23 protein-coding genes are annotated in these 26,299 nt (G+C 69.4%); 13 read left to right on the forward strand and 10 right to left on the reverse strand.

Annotated elements, in window-relative coordinates; all coding sequences use genetic code 11:
- The first annotated feature begins 7 nt into the window (after positions 1–7).
- The 4 genes from E3O67_RS00740 to E3O67_RS00755 all read left to right on the forward strand — a co-directional run bounded on the left by E3O67_RS00740 (position 8) and on the right by E3O67_RS00755 (position 5,790).
- Positions 8–1,930, forward strand: coding sequence for a DUF2207 domain-containing protein (locus tag E3O67_RS00740; RefSeq protein WP_135101433.1), 1,923 nt, complete (start codon positions 8–10; stop codon positions 1,928–1,930).
- On the forward strand, positions 1,930–2,265 hold the full coding sequence (locus E3O67_RS00745) for a DUF6804 family protein (protein ID WP_135101435.1): 336 nt from the start codon (positions 1,930–1,932) through the stop codon (positions 2,263–2,265). The genes E3O67_RS00740 and E3O67_RS00745 overlap by 1 nt, the downstream gene beginning before the upstream one ends.
- 204 nt (positions 2,266–2,469) lie before the next feature.
- The gene (locus E3O67_RS00750) at positions 2,470–4,650 is read left to right on the forward strand and encodes a DEAD/DEAH box helicase (protein ID WP_134427097.1); all 2,181 of its coding nucleotides are present in this window, start codon (positions 2,470–2,472) and stop codon (positions 4,648–4,650) included.
- 111 nt (positions 4,651–4,761) lie between these two features.
- The gene (locus tag E3O67_RS00755) at positions 4,762–5,790 is read left to right on the forward strand and encodes a 6-phosphofructokinase (RefSeq protein ID WP_135101437.1); all 1,029 of its coding nucleotides are present in this window, start codon (positions 4,762–4,764) and stop codon (positions 5,788–5,790) included.
- Between the two features lie 103 nt (positions 5,791–5,893).
- On the opposite strand, the gene E3O67_RS00760 is transcribed toward E3O67_RS00755, so the two are convergent.
- Entirely contained in the window at positions 5,894–6,148 is a 255-nt protein-coding gene (locus E3O67_RS00760; protein WP_135101439.1) for a mycoredoxin, read from the reverse strand.
- 62 nt (positions 6,149–6,210) lie between these two features.
- Here E3O67_RS00760 and E3O67_RS00765 point away from each other — a divergent pair, with 62 nt between their 5' ends.
- From E3O67_RS00765 to E3O67_RS00775, 3 genes are all read left to right on the forward strand, one after another.
- Complete coding sequence (locus tag E3O67_RS00765) at positions 6,211–6,684, forward strand: 8-oxo-dGTP diphosphatase (protein ID WP_134427091.1); 474 nt, start codon at positions 6,211–6,213, stop codon at positions 6,682–6,684.
- An 89-nt stretch (positions 6,685–6,773) separates the two neighbouring features.
- On the forward strand, positions 6,774–7,964 hold the full coding sequence (locus E3O67_RS00770) for an inorganic phosphate transporter (protein ID WP_134427089.1): 1,191 nt from the start codon (positions 6,774–6,776) through the stop codon (positions 7,962–7,964).
- On the forward strand, positions 7,961–8,290 hold the full coding sequence (locus tag E3O67_RS00775; protein ID WP_135101441.1) for a peptidase: 330 nt from the start codon (positions 7,961–7,963) through the stop codon (positions 8,288–8,290). Before E3O67_RS00770 ends, E3O67_RS00775 begins: the two co-directional genes overlap by 4 nt.
- Positions 8,291–8,345: 55 nt before the next feature.
- Here the strand turns inward: E3O67_RS00775 and E3O67_RS00780 are convergent, their stop codons facing one another.
- Entirely contained in the window at positions 8,346–9,626 is a 1,281-nt protein-coding gene (locus E3O67_RS00780; protein ID WP_135101443.1) for a uracil-xanthine permease family protein, read from the reverse strand.
- A 60-nt stretch (positions 9,627–9,686) separates the two neighbouring features.
- Between E3O67_RS00780 and E3O67_RS00785 the strand changes: the two genes are divergently transcribed.
- The 3 genes from E3O67_RS00785 to E3O67_RS00795 all read left to right on the forward strand — a co-directional run bounded on the left by E3O67_RS00785 (position 9,687) and on the right by E3O67_RS00795 (position 13,284).
- Complete coding sequence (locus E3O67_RS00785; RefSeq protein ID WP_135101445.1) at positions 9,687–11,258, forward strand: carboxylesterase/lipase family protein; 1,572 nt, start codon at positions 9,687–9,689, stop codon at positions 11,256–11,258.
- A 93-nt stretch (positions 11,259–11,351) separates the two neighbouring features.
- Positions 11,352–12,860: an NCS2 family permease gene (locus tag E3O67_RS00790; RefSeq protein ID WP_134427081.1), complete on the forward strand. Its 1,509-nt coding sequence runs from the start codon at positions 11,352–11,354 to the stop codon at positions 12,858–12,860.
- A gap of 118 nt (positions 12,861–12,978) precedes the next feature.
- Positions 12,979–13,284, forward strand: coding sequence for a hypothetical protein (locus E3O67_RS00795; protein ID WP_233194207.1), 306 nt, complete (start codon positions 12,979–12,981; stop codon positions 13,282–13,284).
- 28 nt (positions 13,285–13,312) lie between these two features.
- Here the strand turns inward: E3O67_RS00795 and E3O67_RS00800 are convergent, their stop codons facing one another.
- The 5 genes from E3O67_RS00800 to E3O67_RS00820 all read right to left on the reverse strand — a co-directional run bounded on the left by E3O67_RS00800 (position 13,313) and on the right by E3O67_RS00820 (position 18,538).
- On the reverse strand, positions 13,313–14,062 hold the full coding sequence (locus E3O67_RS00800; RefSeq protein WP_134427079.1) for a FadR/GntR family transcriptional regulator: 750 nt from the start codon (positions 14,060–14,062) through the stop codon (positions 13,313–13,315).
- 64 nt (positions 14,063–14,126) lie between these two features.
- Positions 14,127–14,918 carry a 3-oxoacyl-ACP reductase gene (locus E3O67_RS00805; RefSeq protein WP_166786886.1) on the reverse strand — a complete coding sequence of 264 codons (792 nt, stop codon included), beginning with the start codon at positions 14,916–14,918 and terminating at the stop codon, positions 14,127–14,129.
- 44 nt (positions 14,919–14,962) lie between these two features.
- Positions 14,963–16,324 (reverse strand): aldehyde dehydrogenase, encoded by a 1,362-nt coding sequence (locus tag E3O67_RS00810; protein WP_134427077.1) that lies wholly within the window; start codon positions 16,322–16,324, stop codon positions 14,963–14,965.
- Positions 16,321–17,184, reverse strand: a complete 864-nt coding sequence (locus E3O67_RS00815; protein ID WP_198418939.1) for a gamma-glutamyl-gamma-aminobutyrate hydrolase family protein — start codon at positions 17,182–17,184, stop codon at positions 16,321–16,323. Before E3O67_RS00815 ends, E3O67_RS00810 begins: the two co-directional genes overlap by 4 nt.
- Positions 17,171–18,538, reverse strand: coding sequence for a glutamine synthetase family protein (locus tag E3O67_RS00820; RefSeq protein ID WP_135101447.1), 1,368 nt, complete (start codon positions 18,536–18,538; stop codon positions 17,171–17,173). The genes E3O67_RS00815 and E3O67_RS00820 overlap by 14 nt, the downstream gene beginning before the upstream one ends.
- 219 nt (positions 18,539–18,757) lie before the next feature.
- Between E3O67_RS00820 and E3O67_RS00825 the strand changes: the two genes are divergently transcribed.
- The gene (locus tag E3O67_RS00825; RefSeq protein WP_134427073.1) at positions 18,758–20,305 is read left to right on the forward strand and encodes an amino acid permease; all 1,548 of its coding nucleotides are present in this window, start codon (positions 18,758–18,760) and stop codon (positions 20,303–20,305) included.
- A 136-nt stretch (positions 20,306–20,441) separates the two neighbouring features.
- A complete protein-coding gene (locus tag E3O67_RS00830; RefSeq protein ID WP_135101449.1) occupies positions 20,442–21,353 on the forward strand; it encodes an alpha/beta fold hydrolase in 912 nt (303 codons plus the stop codon).
- Between the two features lie 16 nt (positions 21,354–21,369).
- Here E3O67_RS00830 and E3O67_RS00835 read toward each other — a convergent pair whose 3' ends face one another.
- The 3 genes from E3O67_RS00835 to E3O67_RS00845 form a co-directional block, all read right to left on the reverse strand.
- Positions 21,370–22,146, reverse strand: a complete 777-nt coding sequence (locus E3O67_RS00835; protein WP_134427070.1) for a glycosyltransferase family 2 protein — start codon at positions 22,144–22,146, stop codon at positions 21,370–21,372.
- Between the two features lie 82 nt (positions 22,147–22,228).
- The gene (locus E3O67_RS00840; RefSeq protein WP_241979111.1) at positions 22,229–23,104 is read right to left on the reverse strand and encodes a fumarylacetoacetate hydrolase family protein; all 876 of its coding nucleotides are present in this window, start codon (positions 23,102–23,104) and stop codon (positions 22,229–22,231) included.
- A 9-nt stretch (positions 23,105–23,113) separates the two neighbouring features.
- Positions 23,114–24,763 (reverse strand): DNA-3-methyladenine glycosylase 2 family protein, encoded by a 1,650-nt coding sequence (locus E3O67_RS00845; protein ID WP_135101451.1) that lies wholly within the window; start codon positions 24,761–24,763, stop codon positions 23,114–23,116.
- Between the two features lie 127 nt (positions 24,764–24,890).
- Here E3O67_RS00845 and E3O67_RS00850 point away from each other — a divergent pair, with 127 nt between their 5' ends.
- On the forward strand, positions 24,891–26,282 hold the full coding sequence (locus E3O67_RS00850; RefSeq protein WP_135101453.1) for an FAD-binding oxidoreductase: 1,392 nt from the start codon (positions 24,891–24,893) through the stop codon (positions 26,280–26,282).
- Positions 26,283–26,299: the final 17 nt, after the last annotated feature.

Here is a 26,299-nt window from a genome sequence, read left to right on the forward strand (position 1 = left end):
TGAAGGCATGCGTCGTGCGCTGATTGTCCTGTTCACAGCCATACTCGGCGGCCTCGGCCTCCTCGGCGCGTCCGCTCCGGGGCTCGCGGTCGCCGGCCCGGTGCACGCTTCGGGCGCCGTGTCGGCGGGCGTGGAGGACTTCGACTTCGACTCCTGGCACTCCGATTTCGAGCTGGGCCTCACCGACGACGGGCACTCGCGCCTGACCACCACCGAGACGATCGTCGCCCGGTTCCCGGAGTCCGACCAGAACCGCGGCATCCTGCGCGCGATCCCCACCCACTACAACGGGCATCCCACCGACCTGGAACTGGTCAGCGTGACCGACGAGAACGGTCGAAAGCGCGGCGTCGACACCACAACGACCAGTGAGGATGGCGGAGACGAGTTCCTGGAGGTGACGATCGCCGCCGATGACTACGCGCACGGCGTGCAGACCTATGTCATCACCTACGAGCAGGTCGACGTCACGCTCGAGCCGGAGGACGCCCCGATCCAGGAGTTCTACCGGGAGGTCAACGGCACCGGCTGGGCTCAGCCGTTCGGCGACGTGTCCGCCACCCTCACGGTCGACCCGGACGTCGCACCCCGGCTCACCGGGGAGGCCGCCTGCTACCAGGGCACCCCTGACTCGTCGGAACCCTGCGCCTCGCTGTCGACGGATGCCGGGCCGACGACGGATGCCGGGCCGACGACGGATGCCGTGGGCGAGGCCGTCGCGATCGACGTCACCGCCGGGGCGCTCGGACCGGCCGAGGGGCTGACCCTGGCGGTCGGGTTCGAGCCCGGCACCTTCGTTCCCCGCGACCAGTCGTTCACGGCGAACCCGCTCCCGGGCATCGGCCTCGCCGCGGCGCTGTTCGGACTGATCGTCGCGGGTCTCGCGATCGTCGCCCGGGTCACCCGGTGGCGAAACGCGCCGGGCCGGCCGACCATCATCGCCGAGTATCTTCCGCCGAAGGGCGTAAACCTGCTCGTGGCCGGCAATGTGACCCGCACCAGCGCCCAGGCCATGACCGCCCAGTTCCTCAGCTTCGCGGTGCGCGGCAACGTGCGGGTGCTGGAGGGTGAGGGCAAGAAGCACTACATGCTCGAGCTGCGGCACACCCGAGACCTCGACACCAGTGAGCAGGCCGTGCTGCGGCTGCTGTTTCCGGGTCTGCAGGCGGGCACGAGCCGCGACCTCACGACGAAGGACACCACGCTGGGCACCGGGCTGACCAAGCAGCTTCAGGCGGTCCTGAAGCAGGTGCTGGCCGACGGGCTGCGGGTGGAGAAGGGAGGCCGGCCGCGTCGGTGGCTGATCGCCGGCGCCGTGTTCACCGGCATCCTGACCCTGGTTGGCTGCCTGGGGGCGTTCATCACCGAGGTCGGCGCGGGCTGGCCGGTCCTGGTTCTGGTGCTGGGGATCGCCGCCTCGGTCACGACCCTCACCGCCGTCGCGAGCGTGCGGCCCTTCACCGCGGCCGGCGCCGAGCTGCGCGACTACCTCGCCGGTGTGAAGCTGTACATCGAGATCGCCGAGGCCGACCGGCTGCGGGTGCTGCAGAGCCCCGTCGGAGCGCTGCGGTCGCCCTACCGGCCGGACCCGGCATCCGTTCTCGGTCGGCCCGGCTTGCCTGACCCCGGGCAGCCGGGGCAGGTGCTGAGGCTCTACGAGCGTCTGCTGCCGTACGCCGTGCTGTTCGGCCAGGAGAAGGACTGGTCGCAGGTTCTCGGCGACTACTACGCCCGGAGCGACGCTCAGCCGGACTGGTACGCTGAGTCCGCTCCGTTCAATCCGGTCTGGTTCGCCGCCGGGTTGAGCTCATTCACGAGCTCCACCTCGGCCTCCTGGTCGGGAAGCGCGTCGAGTTCCTCCAGTTCCGGTTCGGGTGGAGGTGGCTCGGTCGGCGGTGGTGGAGGCGGCGGCGGAGGAGGAGGCGTCTGATGGGCACCCCGGTCGAACCCACATTCACGCGTTCCGCGCTGGCACCCGGCCTGCTCGGCGCGGTCATCCTGCTCGGCGGGCTCGCGCTGCTGGACTCCGAAAGTTTCATCATCATCCGCTATGCGGTCAGCATCCTCGCGCTGATCCTCTGTGTCTTCGTCATCCAGGCGAAGGCCTGGCTGTGGTTGATCGGCCTGGTGCCGATCGCGGTGCTCTGGAACCCGATCGTGGTCATCGACCTGTCCGGCCAGGGCTGGGTGTCCGCCCAATTCATCGCCGCGCTGGTCTTCATTCTCGCCGGCGTCGTCACCAAGGTGCCGGTGCACCGGGATTGACCAGCAGGCGTAGAATAGAGCCGCGTTGAAATAGCCCGATTACCGTCTTGACCGTGCCGCTGCATCCCACATGCCGGTGGCGCAAATATGGTTGGCACGTTGCTCGATTCAGGCTTCGACGTATCGATCGCACCGGTGTCCACGGATACCGCACCACGTCGAGCACGGCCCCTGACTGCTGTGCTGCTGTGAAGTTGGAGAAGAATGGCTTACACCCGCCACCAGGCCGCCGGTTCGAACAACCGAGTTGCAGCCGGAGGCCGCGCACGATCGCGACCTCGTTCCCGCGACGATGACGCCCCCATCATCCCCATCCTCGCCCGCAAGGTGCGCGAGGTGGAGGCGAAGGCGCAGACCGGCGCCAAGCTCGGCCCGACCAACCGCACCAAGTACCAGGTGATCGCGTTGCTCATGCGCGAGGAACGCGCCCGGGTCAAGGGCGACAAGGAACTCACCGACGCGAACCGCGCCGAACTGCTGAAGCGCCTCGACGGCATCGCCCAGATCCTGGCGAAGACCGCGGCCCGCGACACCAGCCTGATCACCCTGCTCGAACCGGATGCCGGCGTGTCCACGGTCGCGCAGCGTTTCCGCCGTGACTGGCTGCTGGAGTCCGGTGCCGAACTCACGCCCGACGAACTGATCATCACCCGGGAACCCGAGGCCAAGCCCGAGGTGCCGGTGAACCAGGTCATCCCGCAGTCGGTCAAGGCCCGCCAGCTCGCCAACCCGTTCCTCGCCCCCGACTTCAGCGCCGCAGCGGCCCCGCCGGTCGTCTCCGGCCGTCGCCTGGCCAACTGGGAACTCATCGGCCCGCTGTTCAAGTCCTTCGAGTACGGCTCCGGCGGCCAGGCCGCCAGCATGGATCTGCCCGAGGCTCCCCGCGTCGACCGGCTCTCGCCTCGCGGCATGGAGCTGATGCGCCACCAGGCCCGCTTCGTCGAAAGTGCGCGCCTCGGCCACCGCAGCTACCTGCTCGCCGACGAGCCGGGGCTCGGGAAGACGGCGCAGAGCCTGCTCGCGGCATCCGTCAGCGGGTCCTACCCGCTCCTGGCCATCGTGCCCAACGTCGTCAAGATGAACTGGGTGCGCGAGGTCGAGCTGTGGACGCCGAACCGCCGGGCCACCGTCATCCACGGCGACGGCGACACACTAGACGCGTTCGCAGACGTCGTCATCGTCAACTACGACGTGCTCGACCGGCACCGCGCCTGGCTGGGCACTCTCGGTTTCAAGGGCATGGTCGTCGACGAGGCGCACTTCATCAAGAACCTGCAGTCGCAGCGCTCCAAGCACGTGCTGGCCCTGGCCGAGCAGATCCGGCGCCGGACGCCCGGCGGCAACCCGCTGCTGATGGCCCTGACCGGAACCCCACTGATCAACGACGTCGACGACTTCCGCGCGATCTGGCAGTTCCTCGGCTGGCTCGACGGCGACAAGCCGGCCCCCAGACTCATGCAGAAGCTCGAGGCGATCGGCCTGACCCCCGCCGACCCCGGCTTCTACGCCGAGGCGCGTGCCGCCGTGATCGACCTCGGCATCGTGCGCCGCCGCAAGGTCGACGTCGCCGCCGACTTGCCGGCCAAGCGCATCGCCGACATCCCGGTCGAGCTGGACGACGACCTCGGTCGCTCCATCCGCCAGGCCGAACGGGAGCTCGCCGCCCGGCTGGTCACCCGGTACCATTCCCTCGTCGTCGCCCGCCATCCCGGCCAGACGCCGCCCGCGCTCGAGGGCGAGCAGCGCGCCGCGTTCATCCGTGCGGTCGCCCACGCCGAACTCGAGGAATCGAAGGGGCAGACCACCGGCGAGAACGTCTTCACCATGGTGCGCAAGATCGGCCAGGCCAAGGCGGCCCTCGCGGCGGATTACGCCGTGCAGCTGGCGCACTCGGTGGGCAAGGTCGTCTTCTTCGCCAAGCACATCGACGTGATGGATGCCGCCGAGGACATCTTCGCCAAGCGAGGTCTGCGCACGGTGTCCCTGCGTGGCGACCAGAGCGCCCTGGCCCGCCAGGCCGCGATCGACTCCTTCAACGACGACCCGTCAGTGGCCGTCGTGGTCTGTTCCCTGACCGCCGCCGGAGTCGGCGTCAACCTGCAGGCCGCCTCCAACGTCGTGCTCGCCGAGCTCAGCTGGACCGCCGCCGAGCAGACGCAGGCCATCGACCGGGTCCACCGCATCGGCCAGGACGAGCCGGTCACCGCCTGGCGGATCATCGCCGCCCACACCATCGACGCGCGCATCGCCGAACTCATCGGCAGCAAGCAGGGTCTCGCGGCCCGCGCCCTGGACGGTGCCGTCGAAGAGATCTCGTCCGCCGATTCCGTGCAGGCCAGCGCCCTGATCTACCTGTTGACCCTGGCACTCGACGGGGAGCTGTAGAACGCGTCCCTCACCGGCGTGGATTTGAACCGGCCCCGCTTGGGGTCCATTATTAACTGGCGGCGGTGTGGGCGCCAATCTGATCACTTGTGCAACAAGGAGCAACGACAAATGAAAATTGGAATCCTCACCAGCGGCGGAGACTGCCCCGGACTGAACGCGGTTATTCGCGGTTCCGTCCTTAAAGGCATCCGCGTCCTCGATGCCGAATTCGTCGGCATTCGCAACGGCTGGAAAGGCTTGGTCGAGGGCGACTTTATGACTCTGGACCGGCACAGCGTGCGCGGTCTCTCCCGGCAGGGGGGCACCATCCTCGGCAGCTCCCGCACGAACCCGTTCGAGGGTGAAAACGGCGGCCCCATTAACATTCAGAAGACGATGGACGCCGAAGGCATCGACGCGATCATCGCCATTGGAGGCGAGGGCACCCTCACCGCGGCGCGCCGCCTGACGGATGCCGGACTCCAGATCGTCGGCGTGCCCAAGACCATCGACAACGACCTCGAAGCCACCGACTACTCGTTCGGCTTCAACACCGCCGTCGAGATCGCCACCGAGGCCATCGACCGGCTGCGCACCACGGCCGAGTCCCACGGCCGCTGCATGATCGTCGAGGTCATGGGCCGCCACGTGGGCTGGATCGCCCTGCACTCCGGCATGGCCGGCGGCGCCCACGCCATCCTGATCCCCGAGCAGCCGCAGACCATCGAGCAGATCTGCGAATGGGTCATGCATGTGCGTGACCGCGGCCGCGCCCCCGTCCTCGTCGTCTCCGAGGGATTCAAGCTCGCCGGGATGGACGAGGCGCTCTCCACCAAGGGCCTCGACGCGTTCAACCGCCCCCGACTCGGCGGCATCGGTGAAATGATCGCCCCGATGATCGAGGAGCGCACGGGCATCGAGACCCGCGCCACCGTCCTCGGCCACACCCAGCGCGGCGGCTCCCCTTCGGCCTACGACCGAGTGCTCGCGACCCGCCTCGGCATGGCGGCCGTCGACGCCGTCTACGCCGGCCAGTGGGGCTCCATGGTCTCCCTGCGCGGCACCGACATGGAGATCGTCAGCATCGCCGACGCGACCATCGGTCTCAAGACCGTGACGCAGGCGCGCTACGACGAGGCCGCGGTGCTGTTCGGCTAAATCCGCACGCAGTTGGACCCGCGAGTGCTCCGAGGGGTCCCGGTTCGATACCCGCCGGTCGGCGGAGGTCGAACCGGGACCCCGAGGTTTGTTCGGAAGCGGCTCAGGCGAGCTTGGCCTGTACCTGCGCCAGAGACGGGTTCGTCGCGCTCGAGCCGTCCGGAAAGAGGATGGTCGGAACCGTACGGTTGCCGTTGTTCAGGCTCATCACGAGTTCCGAGGTGCCCTGGACCTCTTCCACGTTGATCTCGGTGTAGGTTATTCCGGCCTTGACCAGCTGGGTCTTCAGGCGGGTGCAGTAGCCGCACCAGGTCGTCGTGAACATGGTTATGGTTCCGGATTCAGGCACAAAATTCATGCCTGCAGCCTAACAAGGCGCGCTGAGAAGGAGCCCCGGTTCTTCGTCGTTACCATGGGGGAATGTCCCTGCCCCAGGTGTGCGTCTGCTACCTCACCCGCCGTTCCCCGTCGGGGGAGCTGCAGGTGCTGCTCGGCCGCAAGAAGAAGGGCCTGGGCCTCGGCAACATTGTCGGCTTGGGCGGCAAGCTCGAGCCGGGTGAGTCGGCCGTGCAGGCGATGGTGCGGGAGATCGAGGAGGAGTCCGGCCTGGTCGTGGCGGCATCCGCCCTCACCCCGCTGGGGCTGCTGACCTACCTGTTCCCGCACCGGGAGGCCTGGAGCCAGGAATCCAGCGTGTTCGTCTGCACCGAGTGGAGCGGCACCCCGCGCGAGTCCGACGAGCTGAACCCGGTCTGGTTCGACGTGGCCGCCCTGCCGGTCGACGACATGTGGGACGACGCCCGGCACTGGCTGCCGGGAGTGCTCGCCGGCATTCCGGTGCGGGCCACCTTCACCTTCGGCCCCGATCTGGCGACGGTGGTCGATCGGCTCTGAATTGACCTGCCTCTCCGGGAGTGTCAGGCTTATCACTGCTTTGCAGCTTGAGATAACCCCGGCTGTCGTACACCCAGAGGAAGACGCCGGTGGATTTCACCCTGATCGTCGCGCTTGTGATTGCGCTGGCACTGATTTTCGACTTCACCAACGGCTTCCACGACACCGCGAACGCGATGGCCACCCCCATCGCGACCGGCGCCATGCGCCCGAAAGTCGCGGTGGGACTCGCCGCCGTCCTGAACCTGATCGGGGCGTTCCTCTCCACCGAGGTCGCCAAGACCATCTCCGGCGGCATCATCAAGGAGGGTGACGCCGGCGTTCAGATCACGCCCGAGATCATCTTTGCGGGCCTGATCGGCGCCATCGTCTGGAACCTGATCACCTGGCTGCGCGGACTGCCGTCCAGCTCGAGCCACGCCCTGTTCGGCGGTCTCATCGGCGCCACGATCATCGGCGTCGGCTCGCAGGCGGTCGCCTACGACGTCGTGCTGGCCAAGGTCATCCTGCCGGCGCTGATCGCCCCGCTCACGGTGGGCATCGTGGCTTTCCTCGCCACCAAGCTCGCCTACTCGATCACCCGCCGTGATTCCGGCAAGGCGGATGGCCGTGGTGGCTTCCGCTACGCGCAGATCTTCTCCTCGTCGCTCGTCGCCCTCGCGCACGGCACCAACGACGCCCAGAAGACCATGGGTGTCATCACCCTCACTCTGATCGCCAGCGGGATGCAGGACGTGGGCACCGGCCCGCAGCTGTGGGTCATCACCACCTGCGCCCTCGCCATCGCCATCGGCACGTACACCGGCGGCTGGCGCATCATCCTGACCATGGGTCGCGGCCTCACCGAGATCAAGCCGGCCCAGGGCTTCGCGGCGGAGACCAGCACCGCGGCCACCATCCTCGCGTCCAGCCACCTCGGCTTCGCCCTCTCCACCACGCAGGTCGCGTCCGGCTCGGTCATCGGCTCGGGCCTGGGCCGGCGCGGCTCGACCGTGCGCTGGGGCATGGCCGGCCAAATCGGGCTCGGTTGGGTGCTCACCCTGCCCGCGGCGGCCATCATGGGGGCCTTCGCGGCCGGTCTGGCCCTGATCGGCCCGATGGGCATTGTGCTCGACCTGGTGATCGGCTCCCTCGTGGTCGCACTGCTGTTCCGCCGGTCCCGCCTGAACCGGGTCACGCACGACACCCTGCACGACATCGACGACGCCGGGCGGGTCGTGAAAATCCGGAAGACCCCCCGCAAAGCCTCCCGCTCAGATCGAAAGAAGGTCGCGCTGTGATCGATTGGTCTGCGTTCCTGGTCGTCGCGTTCGCGTCGCTCCTGTCGTCCGCGGTCGTGGTGAGCCTGTACTCCCTCGGGCTGCGGCTGCTCACCACCGCCGGCCGGGTTCCCGTGGTCGAACCGGTCGAGTTCACGGGCGCCATCACCGTGCTCACCCCCAAGCGTGCGGCCAAGGAGGCCAAGCGCGTGCGTAAGGCCGCAGCCTCCCCGCTGGGCCCGGTGCAGAAGCAGGTCGCCTTGGTGGGTGCCTACGCCTGCTTCGTGCTCTGCAGCGCGGCCGTGCTGTACGGCGTCTACTTGATCGTGCCGGCCCTGCACCGCTGACCCGCCGCGCCCCGCTTCGGCCCTGCACGGTGGTGCCGCGTCCGGTGTGCGGCTGTTACCGCTCGGTGCCGCGCACCCGGGCCACCCAGGTCATCAGGTGGTAGATCACGATGGCGGCGACCGTGCCCAGCGCGATACCGTTGAAGCTGAGGGTGCCCGCCGAGAAGGTGTAATCGGCGATGCCGATGATCAGCGCGGTGGCCGCCGTGAACTGGTTGACCGGCTTGCTGAAGTCGACCTTGTTGTCGAGCCAGATCTTGACGCCGATGATGCCGATCAGGCCGTAGAGGGCCGTCGTGACGCCGCCGAGTACGCCCGCCGGAATGGTGTTGATGACCGCGCCGATCTTGGGGGAGAGCCCGAGCAGCACCGCGGTGATGCCGGCGACCCAGTAGGCGGCCGTGGAGTAGATGCGGGTGGCGGCCATGACGCCGATGTTCTCGCCGTAGGTCGTGGTGCCCGATCCACCGCTGAAGCCGGCGAGCATGGTGGCCAGCCCGTCGGCCATCAGTGCGCGACCGGTGAAGCGGTTCACCTTCGTATCCGTCATCTGGGCGACGCCCTTGATGTGGCCCACGTTCTCGGCCACCAGCACGAGCACGACCGGCAGGAACGCCGGCAGCACGCCGAGGGCGGCGGACGGATCCGCGAACGGGTTCATCGCCGCGGTGAACTGGGGCAGGCCGATCCAGGCGGCCTCACCCACGCCGCTGAAGTCGACCTCGCCGGCGATCACGGCGGCCACGTAGCCCACGATCACGCCGATGAAGATCGACAGCCGGCCGAGGATGCCGCGGAACAGCACGGTCGAGAGGATCACGGCCAGCAGGGTGATCAGCGCGGTCAACGGCGCCAGCGCGAAGTTCGACTTCGCGACGGGCGCCAGGTTGAGGCCGATCAAGGCGACGATGGCCCCGGAGACCACCGGTGGCATCAGTGCATCGATCCAGCCGGTGCCGGTGAGCTGCACGATCAGGCCGATCAGCGCCAGGAGCAGGCCGACGACAAGGATGCCGAACAGGGCGCTGCCCATGCCGGCGCTGGCCGTCGCGGCGGTGATCGGCGCGATGAAGGCGAACGAGGACCCCAGGTAGCTGGGCAGCTTGTTCTGGGTGATGACCAGGAACAGCAGGGTGCCGATGCCCGAGAAGAGCAGCGTCGTGCTCGGCGGGAAGCCCGTGAGCAGCGGAACCAGGAACGTGGCGCCGAACATGGCGACGACGTGCTGGGTGCCGATCCCGATGGTCAGCGGCCAGTTGAGGCGCTCGCCGGGGCCGACGACATCCGTGGCTCCGACCGTTTTACCGTTACCGTGCAGGGTCCAGGGCAGAGCCATGTGTTTCTCGTTTCCGTGTCGTGCGTAATCCCGATGGTAGTGAACAAATAGGCTCTTACGGTGAGACCATCCGTTCAGCCTGCCCCTGCAGAACCTCTCTCGGTGCGGATCGAGACCGGTTCGCTGCGCGGGATCCGGGTGCGCGGGGTGCGTCAGTGGCGCGGGATCCCCTACGCGGCGGCCCCCGTGGGAGAGCTCCGGTTCCGGGCCCCGCAGCCGGCCGTGCCCTGGCCGGGCGAGCGGGATGCGCGCGGGTTCGGCCTGGTCGCCACGCAAAGCCACCGCGGCCAGTTCATCGGCGCGAAGCCCACGATCCCGCAGGGCGAGGATTGCCTCAACCTCAACGTGATCACCCCCGACGAACCTGTCGACCAACGGATGCTGCGGCCCGTCATGGTCTTCATCCACGGCGGCGCCTACAGCGTCGGGTCTTCTCGGGAGGTGCCCCGGCAGGGGGAGGGGCTCGTGCGCCGCGGCGGCATCGTCTACGTCAGCTTCAACTACCGGCTGGGGGCGCTGGGATACCTCGACTTCAGCCGCTACTCCACCGCGGAGCGGCCGTTCGAGAGCAACCTCGGGCTGCGCGACCAGGTGGCTGCGCTCGCCTGGGTGCGGCGCAACATCGCGGTGTTCGGCGGAGACCCGGACGCCGTCACCGTCTTCGGTGAATCGGCCGGGGCCAACGCCGTGACCACCCTGATGACCGTCCCGGCCGCCGCCGGCCTGTTCCAGCGTGCGATCGCCCAGAGCGCCCCGCCGAACGCCGTCTACGCCCCCGCTGTCACCGCCGAGTGGGCAGCGGACTTCGTGCGGCTCCTCGCCCGGCGCACCGGTCAGGCCGACCCGACGAACTCGACCGACACGGCGGCGGATGCCGCTGCCCTGCTCCTTCAGGCCGACCCGGCGCATCTGGCCGAGGCCACGAGCGACCTGACCCGGCGCGCCCCGGACCGGTACCCCGGGACGATCCCGCTCTCGCCTGTGATCGACGGCGACTTCCTGCCCGAACGGCCGCTCGACGCTTTCCGCGACGGACGCGCCCACCGGATCCCCCTGATCATCGGCACCAACTCGCGGGAAGGGTCGCTGTTCAGCGGGCGCATCGACATCCTCGCCACGACGCCCGGGCGCATCCGGGCCGTGTTCGCTAACACCAAGAAGAAGGCCCGCACCCGCCTCCGGGCGCAATACCCCGGGATCCCCGCGCTGCGGCCGGCCCTCGATTTCGGCGGAGACTTCTCGTTCTGGTACCCGAGCGTGCGTGTGGGCGAGCGGCACTCCCGGTATGCCCCGGTGCGCTTCTACCGCTTCGACGCCGCTCCGCGCCTGGTGCGCCTGATGGGGCTGGACGCCACCCACGGCCTCGAGCTGTTCCCGCTGTTCGACCGGCTCGACGGCTGGTTCGGCCGCGGCATGACCGCGCTCGGTGGGCGCCGAGACTTCCAGCGGATCGGCGCACGGATGCAGGGCTGGTGGCTCAGCTTCGCCGCAACCGGAGTGCCGGATGCTGCGTGGCCGCTCTACGACGAGGCGGAGCGGCTGACCCTCGTGATCGATGCCGTCGACCGGGTCGAGTCCGACCCGCGCGGGGACCGCCGCCGGGCCTGGGACGCCTTCGTGCCGCACATCTGAGCGCCCGCGTGAGGGCCCGCGGAATCCGCCCGCACTCCGGGGCCGTAAACTGGGCAACTGAGAATTAGCTGAGTCGGACACCAGGAGCACCCCATTTCTGAAACAGAGACCCACACGTCATCCACGCCTGCCCCGAAGCCGGACACCCCGGCCGACGCAGCCAGCCCCGGGCTGAAGGCCCGCATCGACCGTTACTTCGAAATCACGCGACGCGGCTCCACCTATGGCCGGGAGATCCGGGGCGGCCTGGTGACGTTCGTCACGATGGCCTACATCGTCATCCTCAACCCGCTGATCCTCGGCGGTTTCAGCGCCGACCAGGCCGCGGTCGACGTGGCCGGCGGATGGCTGCCCAACGGTCAGGTTGCCGCGGTCACCGCCCTCACCGCCGGCGTCATGACCATCCTGTTCGGCGCCGTCGCACGGCTTCCATTCGGTTTCGCCGCGGGCCTCGGCATCAACTCCTTCCTGGCCGTGAGCGTCGTCGGCCAGGTGACCTGGCCGGAGGCCATGGGCCTCGTGGTCATCAACGGGCTCATCATCGTGCTGCTCGCCTCCACCGGCCTCCGCGAGCTCATCTTCAACGCCGTGCCGCGCCAGTTGAAGATCGCCATCACGGTCGGCATCGGCCTGTTCATCGCCTTCATCGGCCTGGTCGACTCCGGCTTCGTGCGCGCGAGCGGCGCCGCGTCGCCGCCCGTGCAGCTCGGCGACAACGGTTCCGTCGTGAGCCTGCCGACCGCCGTGTTCGTGCTCGGCCTGATCCTTCTCGGCATCCTGGTCGCCCGCAAGGTGAAGGCCGCCCTCCTGATCGGTATCGTCGCCACCACGCTGATCGCCGTGATCCTCGAGGCGATCTTCAAGGTCGGACCGTCGTTCGGGCAGAACCCCGACGGGTGGAACCTGAACGCCCCGGTGCTGCCGACATCCGTCGTCTCGCTGCCCGACCTGAGCCTGGTCGGACAGGTCAGCTTCGGCGCCTTCGACCGGATCGGCATGCTGGCCGCGTCGATGCTCGTGTTCACGCTCGTCTTCACGAACTTCTTCGACGCCATGGGCACCATGACGGGTCTGGCCAACGAGGCCGGCGTGGCCGACGACAAGGGCAACTTCCCCCGCCTGAAGTCCGCCCTGATCGTGGAGGGCGTCGGCGCCGTCGTCGGCGGGTCCACCTCCGCCTCGTCGAACACGGTGTTCATCGAGTCCGGTGCCGGCATCGGCGAGGGTGCGCGCACGGGCCTGGCCAACATCGTCACCGGGCTTTTGTTCCTCGCGGCCATGTTCTTCACCCCGCTCACCCAGATCGTGCCGCTCGAGGTCGCCGCGGCCGCCCTCGTGATCGTCGGCGCGATGATGGTGTCCCAGATCCGGTTCATCGACTTCTCGGAGTTCTCGATCGTGCTGCCGGTGTTTCTCACGATTATCGTGATGCCGCTGACCTACTCGATCGCCAACGGAATCGGGGCCGGCTTCATCACCTGGGTGCTGGTGCGTTCGTTCTCGGGCAAGGCGCGCGAGATCAGCCCGCTGCTCTGGATCGTCGCGGCCGGCTTTCTGGTCTTCTTCGTGCGCGGCCCGATCGAGGTCCTGTTCGGCGCGTGACCGCGTGGCCGCCCCCGGCCCGATTCGGGGGCTAACCCCATGGGTGCCAGAACGGATGCTCCGTAGTGTCGTTGGGAGAGCGGCATCCGTCGCTCCCCATCGAAACGGAGAACCACCCATGTCAACCATCGCTCCCGACCAGGCCACGGTCTACACTGCCGAGCCCGTACCCCCGCGGAGCAGCACCCTGGCCGTGTCGAGCCTCGTACTCGGCCTCGTGTCGATCGTCGCCGGCTGGACCTTTCTGGTGCCCATTGCCGGCCTGGTCGTCGGCATCCTCGCCCTCGGACGGGAACCGCAGGCGCGCACCCTGGCGATCTGGGGCATCGTGCTCAATGCGGTGCTGCTGGCCGGGTCGCTGCTGCTCGTGCTGTTGGCGCTGGCCCTCGGCCTGTTGGCTCTGCCGTTCGCGTTCTTGATCTGACCTCGATCTGGCCCGCCGTGGCCTCGCCCTACTCCAGGAAGCCGCGCAGCAGCAGGGCGGTGCCGGCCAGGTGCTCGGCCATCGCCTGCGCGGCGGCGTCGGGCCGGCCGGTCAGGATCGCGGTCACGATCTGCTCGTGCTGCCGGTCCGAGTGCGCGATGTTCGGGCCGAGGGACGGGATGTTGTCGAGCAGTTCGTTGACCCGCATCCGTACCTCGGCCAGCAGCGGCACCAACGACGGCGAGCCGGCCAGCTCGCCGATCGTGAGGTGCAGCCTGGAATCCAGCCGCCGGTAGTCCTCGCCGGTGGCGCCGATCGAATCGGCCAGGCTGTTCCAGAGCACCTCCCGTTCGCCGGGTGACAGGGTGCGCGCGGCGGCATGCCGGGCGGCGCCCTCCTCCAGGATCTCGCGGAGTGCGAGCGCGTCCTCGATCTCGGCCACGGGGATGTCCCGGCGTGCCCGCAGCCCACCCTCAGGGCCTCGGCCCGGCGTCTGCTGAGGCAGCGAGTCGCTGACGAAGGTGCCGCCGTAGCGACCGCGACGGGAGACCAGATAGCCGGCATCGGCCAGGGACGCGATCGCATCCCGCAGCGTGTCCCGGCTCACGGCGAGCATGGCGGAGAGTTCGCGTTCGGCAGGCAGTCTCTCGCCGGGCGCGATCAGCCCCAGCCGCACGGTCTGCAGCAACCGCTGCACGGTCTCCTCGAAGGCGTTGCCGCTGTGCACGGGCCGCAGCAGCAGGCCGCTGTCGAGCCCGGGCTGTTCGTCGTCGGTCACTGTTCTGGTCCTGGCTTCTGGTCGGACTCCCAGTCCATCACGGTTTCCCTGTCCGTCCGCACCGCTACATCGGCGTCACGTAGGCAGAGCTGATGCCGCCGTCGACCAGGAACGTGGATCCCGTGATGAACGAGGAGTCGTCGCTGGCCAGGAAGGCGACCGCGGCCGCGAGCTCCTCCGGTTCCGCGAACCGGCCGACCGGGATGTGCACCAGCCGCCGGGCCGCGCGCTCCGGGTCCTTCGCGAACAGTTCCTGCAGCAGCGGGGTGTTCACCGGGCCGGGGCAGAGGGCGTTGACCCTGATGCCCTGGCGCGCGAACTGCACGCCCAGCTCGCGGCTGAGCGCGAGCACTCCGCCCTTGGAGGCGGTGTACGAGATCTGACTGGTCGCGGAGCCGAGCACGGCCACGAACGAGGCCGTGTTGATGATCGACCCGCGGCCCTGTTTCACCATGTAGCGCAGGGCGGACCGGCAGCACAGATACACCGACTTCAGGTTGACGTCCTGCACCCGCTGCCAGGCCGGCAGCTCGGTCGTCTCGATCGAGTCGTCGTCTGGTGGGGAGATCCCGGCGTTGTTGAACGCGATGTCGACGGAGCCGTAGGTGAGGTAGGCGGTGTCGAAGAGGGCGTTGACCTCGTCCTCGTCGGTCACATCCACTTTGACGAAGAGGCAGTCGAGCAGGTCGGCCGCAGCGAGCCCTGCCGGTTCGTCGAGGTCGCCGATCACGACCGTGGCTCCCTCCGCGGCGAAGCGTTTCGCCGTGGCCAGGCCGATACCGCTGGCGCCGCCGGTGATCACGGCGACCCGGCCCGCAAGCCGCTGGGTGAGGTCGATGGGGGTGAGGCTGCTCATGCTGACTCCTTGAACGGGGTTGAGGGGTGAGAGGGCCGAAGCGATCAGTCGACGGCGATGAAGACGTTCTTGGTCTCGGTGAACGACATCGGGGCATCCGGGCCCAGTTCCCGCCCGAGACCCGATTGCTTGAACCCGCCGAACGGGGTCGAGTAGCGCACCGAGGAGTGCGAGTTGACGGACAGGTTGCCGGATTCCACGGCCCGCGCCACCCGGATGGCCCGGCCCACGTCCCGGGTCCAGATCGAGCCGGAGAGGCCGTAGTCGGTGTCGTTGGCCAGCGTCACGGCGTCGTCTTCCCCGTCGAAGGGCAGCACGGTGACGACGGGACCGAAGATCTCGTCGGTGACAGAGCGGTCGGTGCGGGAAGCCGGGGTGAGCACGGTCGGCGGGAACCAGAAACCCGGTCCGGTCGGGGCGTTGCCGCGGAACGCCACGGGGGAGCCCTCCGGCACATAGGCCGAGACCGCGGCGTGGTGCGCGGCCGAGACGAGCGGTCCCATCTCGGTGCCCTCGTCGGCGGGGTCCCCCACCCGCACCCCGGCGACGGCCGGCTCGAGAAGCTCCAGGAACCGGTCGTACACGCTCTGCTCGACCAGGATGCGGCTGCGGGCGCAGCAGTCCTGGCCGGCGTTCTCGAACACCCCGGAGGGTGCGCTGGCGGCGGCCTTCTCCAGATCGGAGTCGGCGAACACGATGTTGGCGCTCTTGCCCCCGAGTTCCAGGGTGACCCGTTTGACCTGGGCGGCACAGCCGGCCATGATCCGTTTGCCGACATCCGTCGACCCCGTGAAGACGACCTTCCGCACCTGGGGGTGTGTGACGAACCGTTCGCCGACCACCGATCCGCGGCCCGGCAGTACCTGGAACAGCCCCTCCGGCAGGCCGGCCTCCCGGGCGAGTTCGCCCAGACGGATGCTGGAGAGTGGCGTCCACTCCGCCGGCTTCAGCAGCACCGCGTTGCCGGCCGCGAGGGCCGGGGCGAAACCCCAGGCCGCGATCGTCATCGGGAAATTCCACGGGGTGATGATGCCGACCACGCCCAGAGGCTCCTGGAACGTCATGTCGAGACCGCCGGACACCGGGATCTGCCGCCCGAACAGGCGCTCGGGGGCGGCCGAGTAGTAGGTCAGCACGTCGCGCACATGGCCGGCCTCCCAGCGCGCCTGCGTGATCGGATGCCCCGAGTTGGCCATCTCGATGCGGGCCAGGTTCTCCCGGTCCCCGTCCACCGCCTCCGCGAAGCGGCGCAGCACGGCCGCCTTGTCGGCCGGCGCCACCCGGGACCAGAGCCGCTGCGCGGCCACCGCCCGGGAGACCGCCTCATCGGTCGCTTCCGGGTCGAGGTGTTCGACCACGGTGACGGGAGTCTCGTCGGCCGGGTTGATGACGGTGTAGCTGCTCACGGGGTGTCCCTTTCCTGGCCGTGTTCGTGTTCCTGGCCGTGTTCGTGTTCGTGTTCGTGTTCGTGGTCCTGCTCACGGGCCGCCCGGTAGCGGGTGGCCGCGTCGACGAGGCCCGCGAACAGGCGCAGGTCGTCGTGCTGTTCCGGATGCCACTGCACGGCCACCCCGAACGGAACGCCGGTGAGTTCCACGGCCTGCACGACCCCGTCGTGGGTGCGCGCGGTCACGGTGAGGCCGGCACCGACCCGGTCGATGGACTGGTGGTGGTAGACGGGAACCGGCAGCGGCACATCCAGGGCGTCCAGCAGCCCGTGCAACCTCGACTCGGGTTCCACATGAACGTCCACGATGCTGAAGATGCCGCCGCCGGCCTGGTAGCCGGCGTGGCCGACGACGTCGGGCAGGTGCTGGTGCAGGGTACCGCCCTGCGCGATGTTGAGCATCTGGGCGCCGCGGCAGATGCCGAGCAACGGCAGCTCCCGGTCGATAGCGCGGTGGATCAGCTCGTTCTCCCAGGCGTCGCGATCCGGGCGCGGCTCGTCGGTTCTCGTGTGGGCGGCCTGGCCGTAGCGCGCCGGATCGACGTCCTTGCCGCCGGTGATGACCAGGCCGTCCAGGCCGTCGAGCACCCGCCCGGCGATGGCCGCGTCCACGGGCTGCGGCGGCAGCAGCACGGCGATGCCGCCCGCGCGGACGACCGAGTCGAAATAGGCGTGCGGCAGGAAGGCCGCCGGCACGTCCCAGACGCCGGTCTGGGCCTGCTCGAGGTACGTGGTCAGGCCGATCACCGGGCGCTGGGCGGTGCCGGTTTGTGGGGCGGTGCCGGTTCGCGGGGCGGCGCCGGGATCAGAGGCGCTCAAAGCCGCGCACCCGCTCCCAGTCGGTCACCGCCGCGTCGTAGGCCTCCAACTCGATCCGCGCGTTGTTGAGGTAGTGGTCGACCACCTCGTCGCCGAAGGCCTCCCGGGCGACCGTGGAGGTCGCGAACAGTGCGGTGGCCTCCCGGAGCGAAGCCGGCACGCGCTCGGCGTCGCTTTCGTAGGCGTTGCCGACGAAGACGTCGTCGAGTTCGAGTTCGTTCTCGATGCCGTAGAGGCCCGCCGCGATCAGCGCGGCCACGGCCAGATACTGGTTCACGTCTCCGCCGGGAACCCGGTTCTCCACCCGCAGGCCGAGTCCCGCGCCCACCACGCGCAGGGCGCAGGTGCGGTTGTCGAGGCCCCAGGCGATAGCGGTCGGGGCGAAGCTGCCGCTGACGTAGCGTTTATAGGAGTTGATGTTCGGCGCCGAGAAGAGGGTCAGTTCGCGCATCACCGCGAGTTGGCCGGCGAGGAAGTGGCGGAACAGTTTCGACATGCCGTAGTCGGCATCCGTGTCGGCGAAGACCGCGGACCCGTCGGTGCCGCGCAGGCTGATGTGGATGTGGCAGCTGTTGCCCTCACGCTCGTTGAACTTGGCCATGAAGGTCAGGCTCTTGCCGTGGGCATCCGCGATCTCCTTGGCACCGTTCTTGTAGATCGAGTGGTTGTCGCAGGTGGCCAGGGCGTCGGTGTAGCGGAACGCGATCTCCTGCTGGCCGAGGTTGCACTCGCCCTTGACGCCCTCGCAGTACATGCCGGCGCCGTCCATGGCGTTACGGATGTCCCGCAGCAACGGTTCCATCCGGGTGGAGGCGAGCAGCGCGTAGTCGATGTTGTAGTCGCTGGCGGGGGTCAGGTCGCGGTAGCCCTTCTTCCACGCCTCCCGGTAGCCGTCGTCGAAGACGAGGAACTCCAGCTCGGTGCCGACGTAGGGCACCAGCCCGCGGTCCGCCAGACGGGCCAGCTGAGCCTTCAGGATCTGGCGGGGCGACGCCACCACGGGCGTCTTGTCGAGCCACTGCAGGTCCGCGGTGACGAGAGCGGCCCCGGGCAGCCAGGGCGCCCGGCGCAGCGTGGCGAGGTCGGGGATCATGGCCATGTCGCCATAGCCGCGACGCCAGCTCGACATCTCGTAGCCGTCCACAGTGTTCATCTCGACGTCGACGGCCAGAAGGTAGTTGCAGCACTCCGCGCCGTGGCTCGCCACGTCTTCCAGAAAAAGCCGCGCGGAGACCCGCTTGCCCACCAGCCGTCCCTGCATATCGGTGAAGGCGACGACGATCGTGTCGATGTCGCCGTCTCGAACCAGAGCGGTGAGCTCGTCGAGCGAGAGATTTCCGGAGCGGGGTGTCATCAACTTCTCCTCATCGAGCCGTTCAAAGGGTGAACATTCGACCATTAGACCACAGATCGAGCGTGGCGAAACAGACAATTTTCGTCGCATCCTTACGAGAATCGGGTATGCAAAGGTATGTACACGCCACCATTGGAGCCCTATAGTCATGCCAACGAAAACTCCCGGAGTTGCCGCTCGCTCGCCGAGACGCGCAACCAGAGCGCAAAGGAATCCAGGATGTCCAAAGACACCTTGAACGTCTCGGGCGTGACCTACACGACGGCAGAGGCCGGCTACTTCGAGAAACGCAGGCTCCGGCGCAGCGCCGGGATTTGGGGCCTGTGGGGTCTCGCCGTCGCCGCGGTCATCTCGGGCGATTTCTCGGGCTGGAACTTCGGCATCGATTTCGCCGGATTCGGCGGGATGCTGATCGCCTTCGCCCTCCTCATCGTCATGTATTACGGCATGATCTTCGCGATCGGGGAGATGGCCTCGGCCATGCCGCACACGGGTGGGGCCTACTCCTTCGCCCGCGCGGCGCTCGGACCCTGGGGCGGTTTCGTCACCGGGCTGGCCGAGACCATCGAGTATGTCGCGACCACCGCGGTGATCGTCTACTTCTCGGCGTCCTACGCCGACGGCATCACGAGTGAGTTGCTCGGAGTCTCCCTGCCCGCGTGGGTGTGGTGGGCCATCCTCTACGCCGCGTTCATCGGCCTGAACGCGGCCGGCGCCGCGATCTCGTTCCGGTTCGCGATCGTGGTCTCGATCATCTCCATCGGCATCCTGCTGGTGTTCTCCGTGATGGCGGCCTTCTCCGGCCTCTTCAGCGTAGACAACCTGTTCGATATCGCCCCGGAGGCCGGCCAGTCCGAGTTCCTGCCGTACGGCGTGGTGCCGATCCTGTTCGCCCTGCCCTACGCCATGTGGTTCTTCCTCGGCATCGAGGAGCTGCCGCTGGCCGCGGAGGAGGCACACGACCCGGTGCGGGACATCCCGCGGGCCGGCTTGATCGCCCGTTCGACGCTCATCGTCACCGGAATCCTGGTGCTGGTGCTCAACACCGGGATCGTCGGGGCGTCGAACATCGCGACCGCCGGTGAGCCTCTGCTCGACGGCTTCCGGGCGATGGTCGGCGACGAGGCCGCCGCGGTGCTGGCCCTGTTCGCCCTGGTCGGGCTGCTGGCCTCCCTGCAGGGCATCATGTTCGCCTACGGGCGCAACATGTACTCCCTGTCGCGGGCGGGCTACTACCCGAAGTTCCTCTCCCTGACCGGCCGCCGCCAGACTCCGGCGGTGGCGCTGCTCGTGGGTGCCCTGATCGGCTTCGTGGCCCTGATCCTCGTCGACGCGCTCGGCGGCGCCGGCGGCGTGGCCGGCGCGATCGTGCTGAACATCGCCGTCTGGGGCGCCGTGATCGCCTACATCCTGCAGATGATCTCGTTCGTCGTGCTGCGCAAGAAGTACCCGAACGCGAACCGGCCCTACCGCAGCCCGTGGGGCGTCCCCGGGGCGGTGATCGCGGGCATCCTCTCGCTGGCGATCTTCTTCGGGTTCTTCATCAACGAGCCGGCCCGCCCGGCCATCGCGGCCATCGCCGTGGTCTACGTGGTCATGCTGCTGATCTTCGCGCTCTACGGCCGCAAGCGCCTCGTGCTTTCGCCGGAGGAGGAGTACGCGGTGTCCGGCGGCCTGCACGGCGACCCGCAGAAGGAGGGTTACGGCGGCAAAGTGGAGGAGCAGCTGCTCGCCCTCGACGGCCGGGACGACCAGCCCGCGTCGTAGCCGGCGGAGCGCCCCGCCCGGTCGTGAACGAATTCGACGGAGATTCTCTCGAGAAACGGCTATCCCAGAGAGTTTGGGGCCGATTTCGGCACAATCTCCGTCGAATTCGTTCGGGGGGCGGCGCTACTCTGACCCCATGAGCGTCTGGGAGCGCCGTTCCCGGCGGCGGCCGGGGTCCGCACCGGCCGATGAGGCGGTGTCGCGTGACCGCGCCCTGCCCGACCGGGATTGGACCGTGCTGCCCGCCGGCAGCCGCGCCTTCCGGTTCGCGGCGCCGAGCGGGTACCTCGCCGCTTTCGAGTTGGGCGACCCGGCCGCCCCGAGAATCGTGCTGGTGCCCGGAGCCACCGGCTCCAAGGAGGATTTCGTGCTGCTGGCCCCGCTGCTGGCCGACGCCGGTTACTTCGTGCAGAGCCACGACCTGGCCGGGCAATACCAGTCGCACGCGGCCGGCCCCGACGGAACCGCGCCCTGGGACTACGCCCTGTTCGTGGCCGACCTGATCGCGTTCCTCGAGGCAGGGAGCACTCCAACGCACGTGCTCGGCTACTCGTTCGCCGGGATCGTCGCCGAGCTGGCGCTCGCCGAACGTCCCGAACTGTTCGCCAGCCTGGTCCTGCTGGGGGTGCCGCCGCAGCCGGGCCAGGCGTTCCGGCGGGTGCGGTGGATCGGCCCGCTGAGCCAGGTGCTCCCGCCGAGGCGGATCGCGGAGCTGATCATCTGGGGCATCATCGGGAACCTGAACCGGATGCCCCCTGGCCGGCTCGCGCTCGTCCGGCTCCGGTTCGGGCTCACGAGCCGGCGCAGCGTCGACGAGATCGTCGGGCTGATGAAACGGATGCCCGACCTGCGGGCTGTACTCCGGCGCACCCCGATCCCGTGCCTCGTCGCCGTCGGCGACCGAGACGTCTGGCCCGTTGAACTGCACCGGAGGTTCGCCCGCCGGATCGGTGCCGACATCCGGGTGTACCGCACCGGCCACAGCCCGTGCGAGACCACCCCGAACCAGCTGGCACGCGATCTGCTCGCGCTCTACCGCGCGGTGTGAAGCGCCCGGGGCAGAGTCACCGCCCGATCCGAGAGTGCTGGAATAGTGTGATCCCGGCCCGGTGGAGCCGCATCGCGGACCGGGTGGCGTGCCGGCGCCAGGGGTTGTCCGCGGGCCAGTCCAACAGGAATGTGCGGCCGCCCCATCGCGCCCGGCGGGCGAAGGCGCTCCAGGAATCGAACGGCCGGCCGGAGATCGCGACCCGCAGCGTGGGGTCGTATCGCACGCGCACCGAGGGGCTCAGGTTCAGGCTCAGGTCGAGGTCGTCGTGGATGTCATCGCGGTCGCGGTGCACCCGGAGGCGCGCGTCCAGCCAGACTGCCCGACGCATGGCGAAATTCGACCCGAAGACCGGGCGGTGGCCCAGCCAGAACCGCGTCCAGAAGAAGTAGCCGCCGATGTAGAAGGTGCCGCCCAGCCAGGCCACAAGGGGGCTGCAGTCGTAGAAGTCACCGGGGCCGGTGACCATGTCCGTCTGGGGGGACTCCGCCAGGGCGGACTCGATCCGGGCCAGCCAGTCGGCCGGCGGCACGGAGTCGGCGTCGAGACGGGCGATCACGTCACCGGATGCCGCGTCGTAGCCGGTCGCCGCCGCCGGCCAGATCCCCCGCTGGGGTGCCCGCACGACCCGGGCGCCGCCGGAGAGAGCGATCTCGGCCGAGGCATCCGTGCTCGCGTTGTCGACGACAATCACCTCGTCGGGCGCGCGGTGCTGCCGGGCCAGAGCCGCGAGGCACTTTTCCAGGAAGGCCGCGTCGTTGTAGCAGGGGATCACGACGGAGATCGTCGTCATGGCTGCCTGCCTCCTCGTCCGGGCGCGGCCGTGGTCATGTACTTCCGTGTTGCGGCCACGGTCAGACGTGTTGCGGCCACGGTCAGATCGCGCGGCAGTGCGTGGTGAGGAAGCCGATCTTGTCGATGGTGATCGTCACGGTCGAGCCGTCGCGCAGGAAGACCGGCGGCTTGCGGCTATAGCCGGCGCCGCCCGGGCTGCCGGTGGAGATGAGCGTGCCCGGCAGCAGGGTCGAGGTGCTGGAGAGGAAGGAGATCAGCTCGGCGACCGAGCGCACCATGTCGCCGCTCGAGGCATCCTGCAGGATCCGGCCGTCGACGTGGGTGGTCAGCCACAGGTCCTGCGGGTCGGCGATCTGGTCGGCCGTGATGACGACCGGCCCGGTGGGCGTGAAACCGTCGAAGGACTTGCAGCGCGACCACTGCGCCTCGGAGAACTGCAGGTCGCGAGCCGTGATGTCGTTGACGACCGTGTAGCCGAATACGTGGTCGAGGGCGTCAGCCACCGACACGTGGTGGGCGGCCTTGCCGATGATCACGCCGAGTTCGGCCTCGTAGTCGACCTGGCCGGTCAGATCGGTCGGCCAGGTGATCGTGGACTCGTGCCCGGTGAGCGAGTTGGGCCAGAGCGAGAATACGGTCGCCGCCGATTCGATGCGCAGCTTCAGCTCAGCGGAGTGGGCGGCGTAGTTGGCGCCGATCGCGATGATCTGCGGCGGGCGCAGCACGGCCGACGAGTAGCGCAGCTCGGCGAGCGGGGTGAGCGTGGCTCCCTGCCCGGCGGCGTTCTGACTCAGGGCGCGCACCCGGTCGTACTCGTCGGAGCCCTTCTCGATCAGGTCCTGCAGATCGCGGGGGGCATCGTCCATGATCTCGTCGAGGAACAGGGCTGCGTCGTCGAAGACAGCGGCGAGACGCGGAGTGGATTGACCTTCAACTCTGAGGTGGGCGAATTTCACCTGTTCAGGCTATCTGCCCGAAGAGGGGTCTCGCTGCGCGGGGGTCGCCGTGGCGCCTGCCGCACGCCAGAGGTGCATGCCGGCGTAGCTGCGCCACGGCGCCCAGGCGGCGCCGTGGCGGGCGAGTTGCCGGGCCTCGGCTGGGAGGCCGAGCCGCCCGGCGCCCTGCCGCAGGGCCAGGTCGCTGGTCAGCAAGATGTCCGGGCTACCCAGCACGCGCAGGGCAACGTAGCCGGCCGTCCACGGTCCGATTCCGGCCAGGGCGGTGAGGCGGGTCTCGAGCTCTTCCCGGGTCTGCCCATAGGACAGCACCAGATCGCCGGAGCAGAGCGCCTCCGCCACACCGATGATCGCATCGATGCGCGCGGCCGGGCCACGTAGCACGCCGCGCCCCTCGGCCGCGATTCGCTGGGCGGTGGGGAACAGCCGGGTCAGGGGAGCCGCCGTCGGGCCGGGCCCGGTGGCTCCGTGGCCCTGGCCGTCGCCGCCGCCGCGGTTTTTGGCGTCGTCGCCGTCTGAACCCGGGACGAGTTCGTCGCCGAGGGCCGCGGCCAGCCGGGTGAGTGCCGTGCGGGCGGAGGCCACCGAGACCTGCTGGCCGATCAGCGCACGGAACAGCGTTTCCTCGGGGTCCATGCTGCCCGGCACCCGCATACCGGGGGTGGCCGCGATACCGGCTGCGAGGGCCGGGTCCCGCCCGAGCGCCAGGTCGATCGCCCGGGAGTCCGCGTCCAGGTCGAGCAGTCGGCGCACCCGGCTGACGAGCGGCGCGAGGTCGGCGAGGCTGGTCAGGCGGGCGCGGCAGGCGACTGATGGAGCGGCCGCCGTTCCGGATAGGGTCAGTTCCACCGTCGCGGGGCCGGCAGGCAGGCGCAGTGTGCGCGCGTAGCGGGCATCCGTCGCCTGTTCCACCCCCGCGAGGCCGCGCGCGGCGAGGAACCGCAACACCCCTACCCCGTCGAATGGCGCCCGCGCCGGCAACTGCAGGTCGATCCCCGTCCCCGAGGGGACAGATTGTGCGCTCTCGCGACCGATGGGATCGGTTCCGACGGGATCGGTTCCGGTGTGTGCACCCGAGGGCCGGGCGCGGCGCAGCTCTGTGGGGGTGCGATCGTAGACGGCGGCAATGGTGTCGTTGAACTGGCGCACGCTGCCGAAACCGGCGGCGAACGCGACGTCGGTGATCGGGACATCCGTGCCGGTGAGCAGCACCCGGGCGGTCTCCGCGCGGTGCGCCCGGGCGAGCGCGAGCGGGCCGGCGCCGAGCTCGGTCACGAGCACGCGGGTCAGGTGCCGTTCGCTGTAGCCGAGGCGGCGGGCCAGGCCGGGCACCCCCGCCCGCTCGACCGTCCCGTCGCTGATCAGGCGCATGGCCCGGGCGGCGAGGTCGTCACGGATGTCCCAGTCCGGCGACCCGGGCACGGCGTCGGGTAGGCAGCGCTTGCACGCCCGCAGCCCGGCTTCGTGCGCGGCCGCGCTGGTCAGGTAGAACGACACATTCGCCGGCTTCGGTGTCGCCGCCGGGCAGCTGGGGCGGCAGTAGATGCCGGTGGAGTGCACACCCGTGATGAACAGCCCGTCGAAGCGGGCGTCGCGGGAGGACACGGCCCGGAAGCGCTCGGCGAAGACCGGATCGGGGCCGGCAGGAAGGATGGTCACCGGTTCAGCCTGTCACCCGGGGCCCGGGTGCACCAGCCGGAATCGGCCATCGCCGTCGCCGCTCCGGGGCTCGGCCTGCCCGCCGGCGCGGCACTTCGCGCGGCACCCGGCCCGGTACTCTGGGCGCATGACCGCACTGGAGCGCCTGCAGGCTGAACTCGGCACCCACGTCAGTGTCGATCCGCACCGGCTGGCGGCTGTTCGGGCCGACAAGTCGGGCTGGGTGGCCCCGGGCATGCCGCTGGCCGTGGTGTACGCGGCATCCGTCGCCGAGGTGCAGGCCACACTGCGCATCGCGACCGAGTTCCGGGTGCCGGTCATCACCCGGGGCGCCGGAACGGGCCTGGCCGGGGGAGCGTGCGGCTCCGACGGGGCCATCGTGCTCAGCACCTCACGGATGAACCGCATCCTCGAGATCCGGCCGGAGGACGAACTGGCCGTGGTCGAGCCGGGCGTGCTGAACGGCGACCTCAACCTGGCCCTCTCCGCGCACGGGCTCTGGTTCGCGCCTGACCCGGCGAGCCGGGCGATCTCCACGGTCGGCGGCAACATCGCCACGAACGCGGGCGGACTGCTCTGCACGAAGTATGGCGTCACCCGGGAGGCGGTGCTGGCGCTGACGGTGGTCCTAGCCGACGGGAGCCTGCTGGAGACCGGGCACCGCACCGTGAAGGGTGTCACCGGCTACGACCTGACCGCGCTGCTCACCGGCTCGGAGGGCACCCTCGGCGTCATCGTCCGGGCCACCGTGCGGGCGCGCGCCATCACGCTGGGAGAGACGGTCACGATCGGCGCGACGTTCCCCGACGTGGCCCAGGCGGCCGCGGCATCCGCTCTCGTCACGGCGGCCCGGCTGCGCCCGGCCGTGATGGAACTCATCGACCCGGTGGCCCTGGCCCTGATCGTGGCGCACCTCGGACCGGACCTCTCCCCGGGAGTGCCGGCCGGGGGCGCGTTCCTACTGGTGCAGACGGATGGCCCGGCGAGCCCGGCCGAGGCGGACCAGGCCGTGGCCGTGCTGCGGGCCGCGGGTGGGGAGGTGCGTGTGTCCACTGACGCCGAGTCCGCCGACCGCCTGCTGGCCGTGCGGCGGGCCGCGCACCCCGCGCTGGCCGCCCACGGCGACGTGCTGATCGAGGATGTCTGCGTGCCTCGGTCCCGGCTGGCCGAGATGTTCGAGCGGATCGCCGAGATCAGCACCCGCACGGGGCTGCTCATCCCCACGGTGGCCCATGCCGGTGACGGCAACCTGCACCCCAACTTCCTGATCCCGTTCGATCCGTCCCGGGTCAGCGCGGAGCCGGTCGTACCCGAACAGGTCTGGTTGGCGGCCGGAGAGCTCTTCCGCGCCGCGCTCGAACTCGGCGGCACCCTCACCGGTGAGCACGGGGTCGGCGTGCTCAAGCGGCGCTGGCTGGCCGAGGAACTCGGCGACCCCGGCCTGGCCCTTCAGCGTCGGATCAAGGCGGTGTTCGACCCGCTGGGCATCCTCAACCCGGGCACGATGTTCGGGTCCTGAGCACGCCGCTAGTCTGT

This window comes from Cryobacterium sp. TMT3-29-2 (genome assembly GCF_004564305.1).
GTDB lineage: Bacteria > Actinomycetota > Actinomycetes > Actinomycetales > Microbacteriaceae > Cryobacterium > Cryobacterium sinapicolor.

Excerpts from the sequence above, each read along its gene's own strand:
- E3O67_RS00755 (WP_135101437.1), top strand. The coding sequence starts at position 4,762 with ATGAAAATTGGAATCCTCACCAGCGGCGGAGACTGCCCCGGACTGAAC.
- E3O67_RS00830 (WP_135101449.1), top strand. The coding sequence starts at position 20,442 with ATGAGCGTCTGGGAGCGCCGTTCCCGGCGGCGGCCGGGGTCCGCACCG.
- E3O67_RS00740 (WP_135101433.1), top strand. The coding sequence starts at position 8 with ATGCGTCGTGCGCTGATTGTCCTGTTCACAGCCATACTCGGCGGCCTC.
- E3O67_RS00805 (WP_166786886.1), bottom strand. The coding sequence starts at position 14,918 with ATGAGCAGCCTCACCCCCATCGACCTCACCCAGCGGCTTGCGGGCCGG.
- E3O67_RS00760 (WP_135101439.1), bottom strand. The coding sequence starts at position 6,148 with ATGAATTTTGTGCCTGAATCCGGAACCATAACCATGTTCACGACGACC.
- E3O67_RS00820 (WP_135101447.1), bottom strand. The coding sequence starts at position 18,538 with ATGACACCCCGCTCCGGAAATCTCTCGCTCGACGAGCTCACCGCTCTG.
- E3O67_RS00835 (WP_134427070.1), bottom strand. The coding sequence starts at position 22,146 with ATGACGACGATCTCCGTCGTGATCCCCTGCTACAACGACGCGGCCTTC.
- E3O67_RS00825 (WP_134427073.1), top strand. The coding sequence starts at position 18,758 with ATGTCCAAAGACACCTTGAACGTCTCGGGCGTGACCTACACGACGGCA.
- E3O67_RS00750 (WP_134427097.1), top strand. The coding sequence starts at position 2,470 with ATGGCTTACACCCGCCACCAGGCCGCCGGTTCGAACAACCGAGTTGCA.
- E3O67_RS00780 (WP_135101443.1), bottom strand. The coding sequence starts at position 9,626 with ATGGCTCTGCCCTGGACCCTGCACGGTAACGGTAAAACGGTCGGAGCC.
- E3O67_RS00765 (WP_134427091.1), top strand. The coding sequence starts at position 6,211 with ATGTCCCTGCCCCAGGTGTGCGTCTGCTACCTCACCCGCCGTTCCCCG.
- E3O67_RS00850 (WP_135101453.1), top strand. The coding sequence starts at position 24,891 with ATGACCGCACTGGAGCGCCTGCAGGCTGAACTCGGCACCCACGTCAGT.
- E3O67_RS00745 (WP_135101435.1), top strand. The coding sequence starts at position 1,930 with ATGGGCACCCCGGTCGAACCCACATTCACGCGTTCCGCGCTGGCACCC.
- E3O67_RS00795 (WP_233194207.1), top strand. The coding sequence starts at position 12,979 with ATGTCAACCATCGCTCCCGACCAGGCCACGGTCTACACTGCCGAGCCC.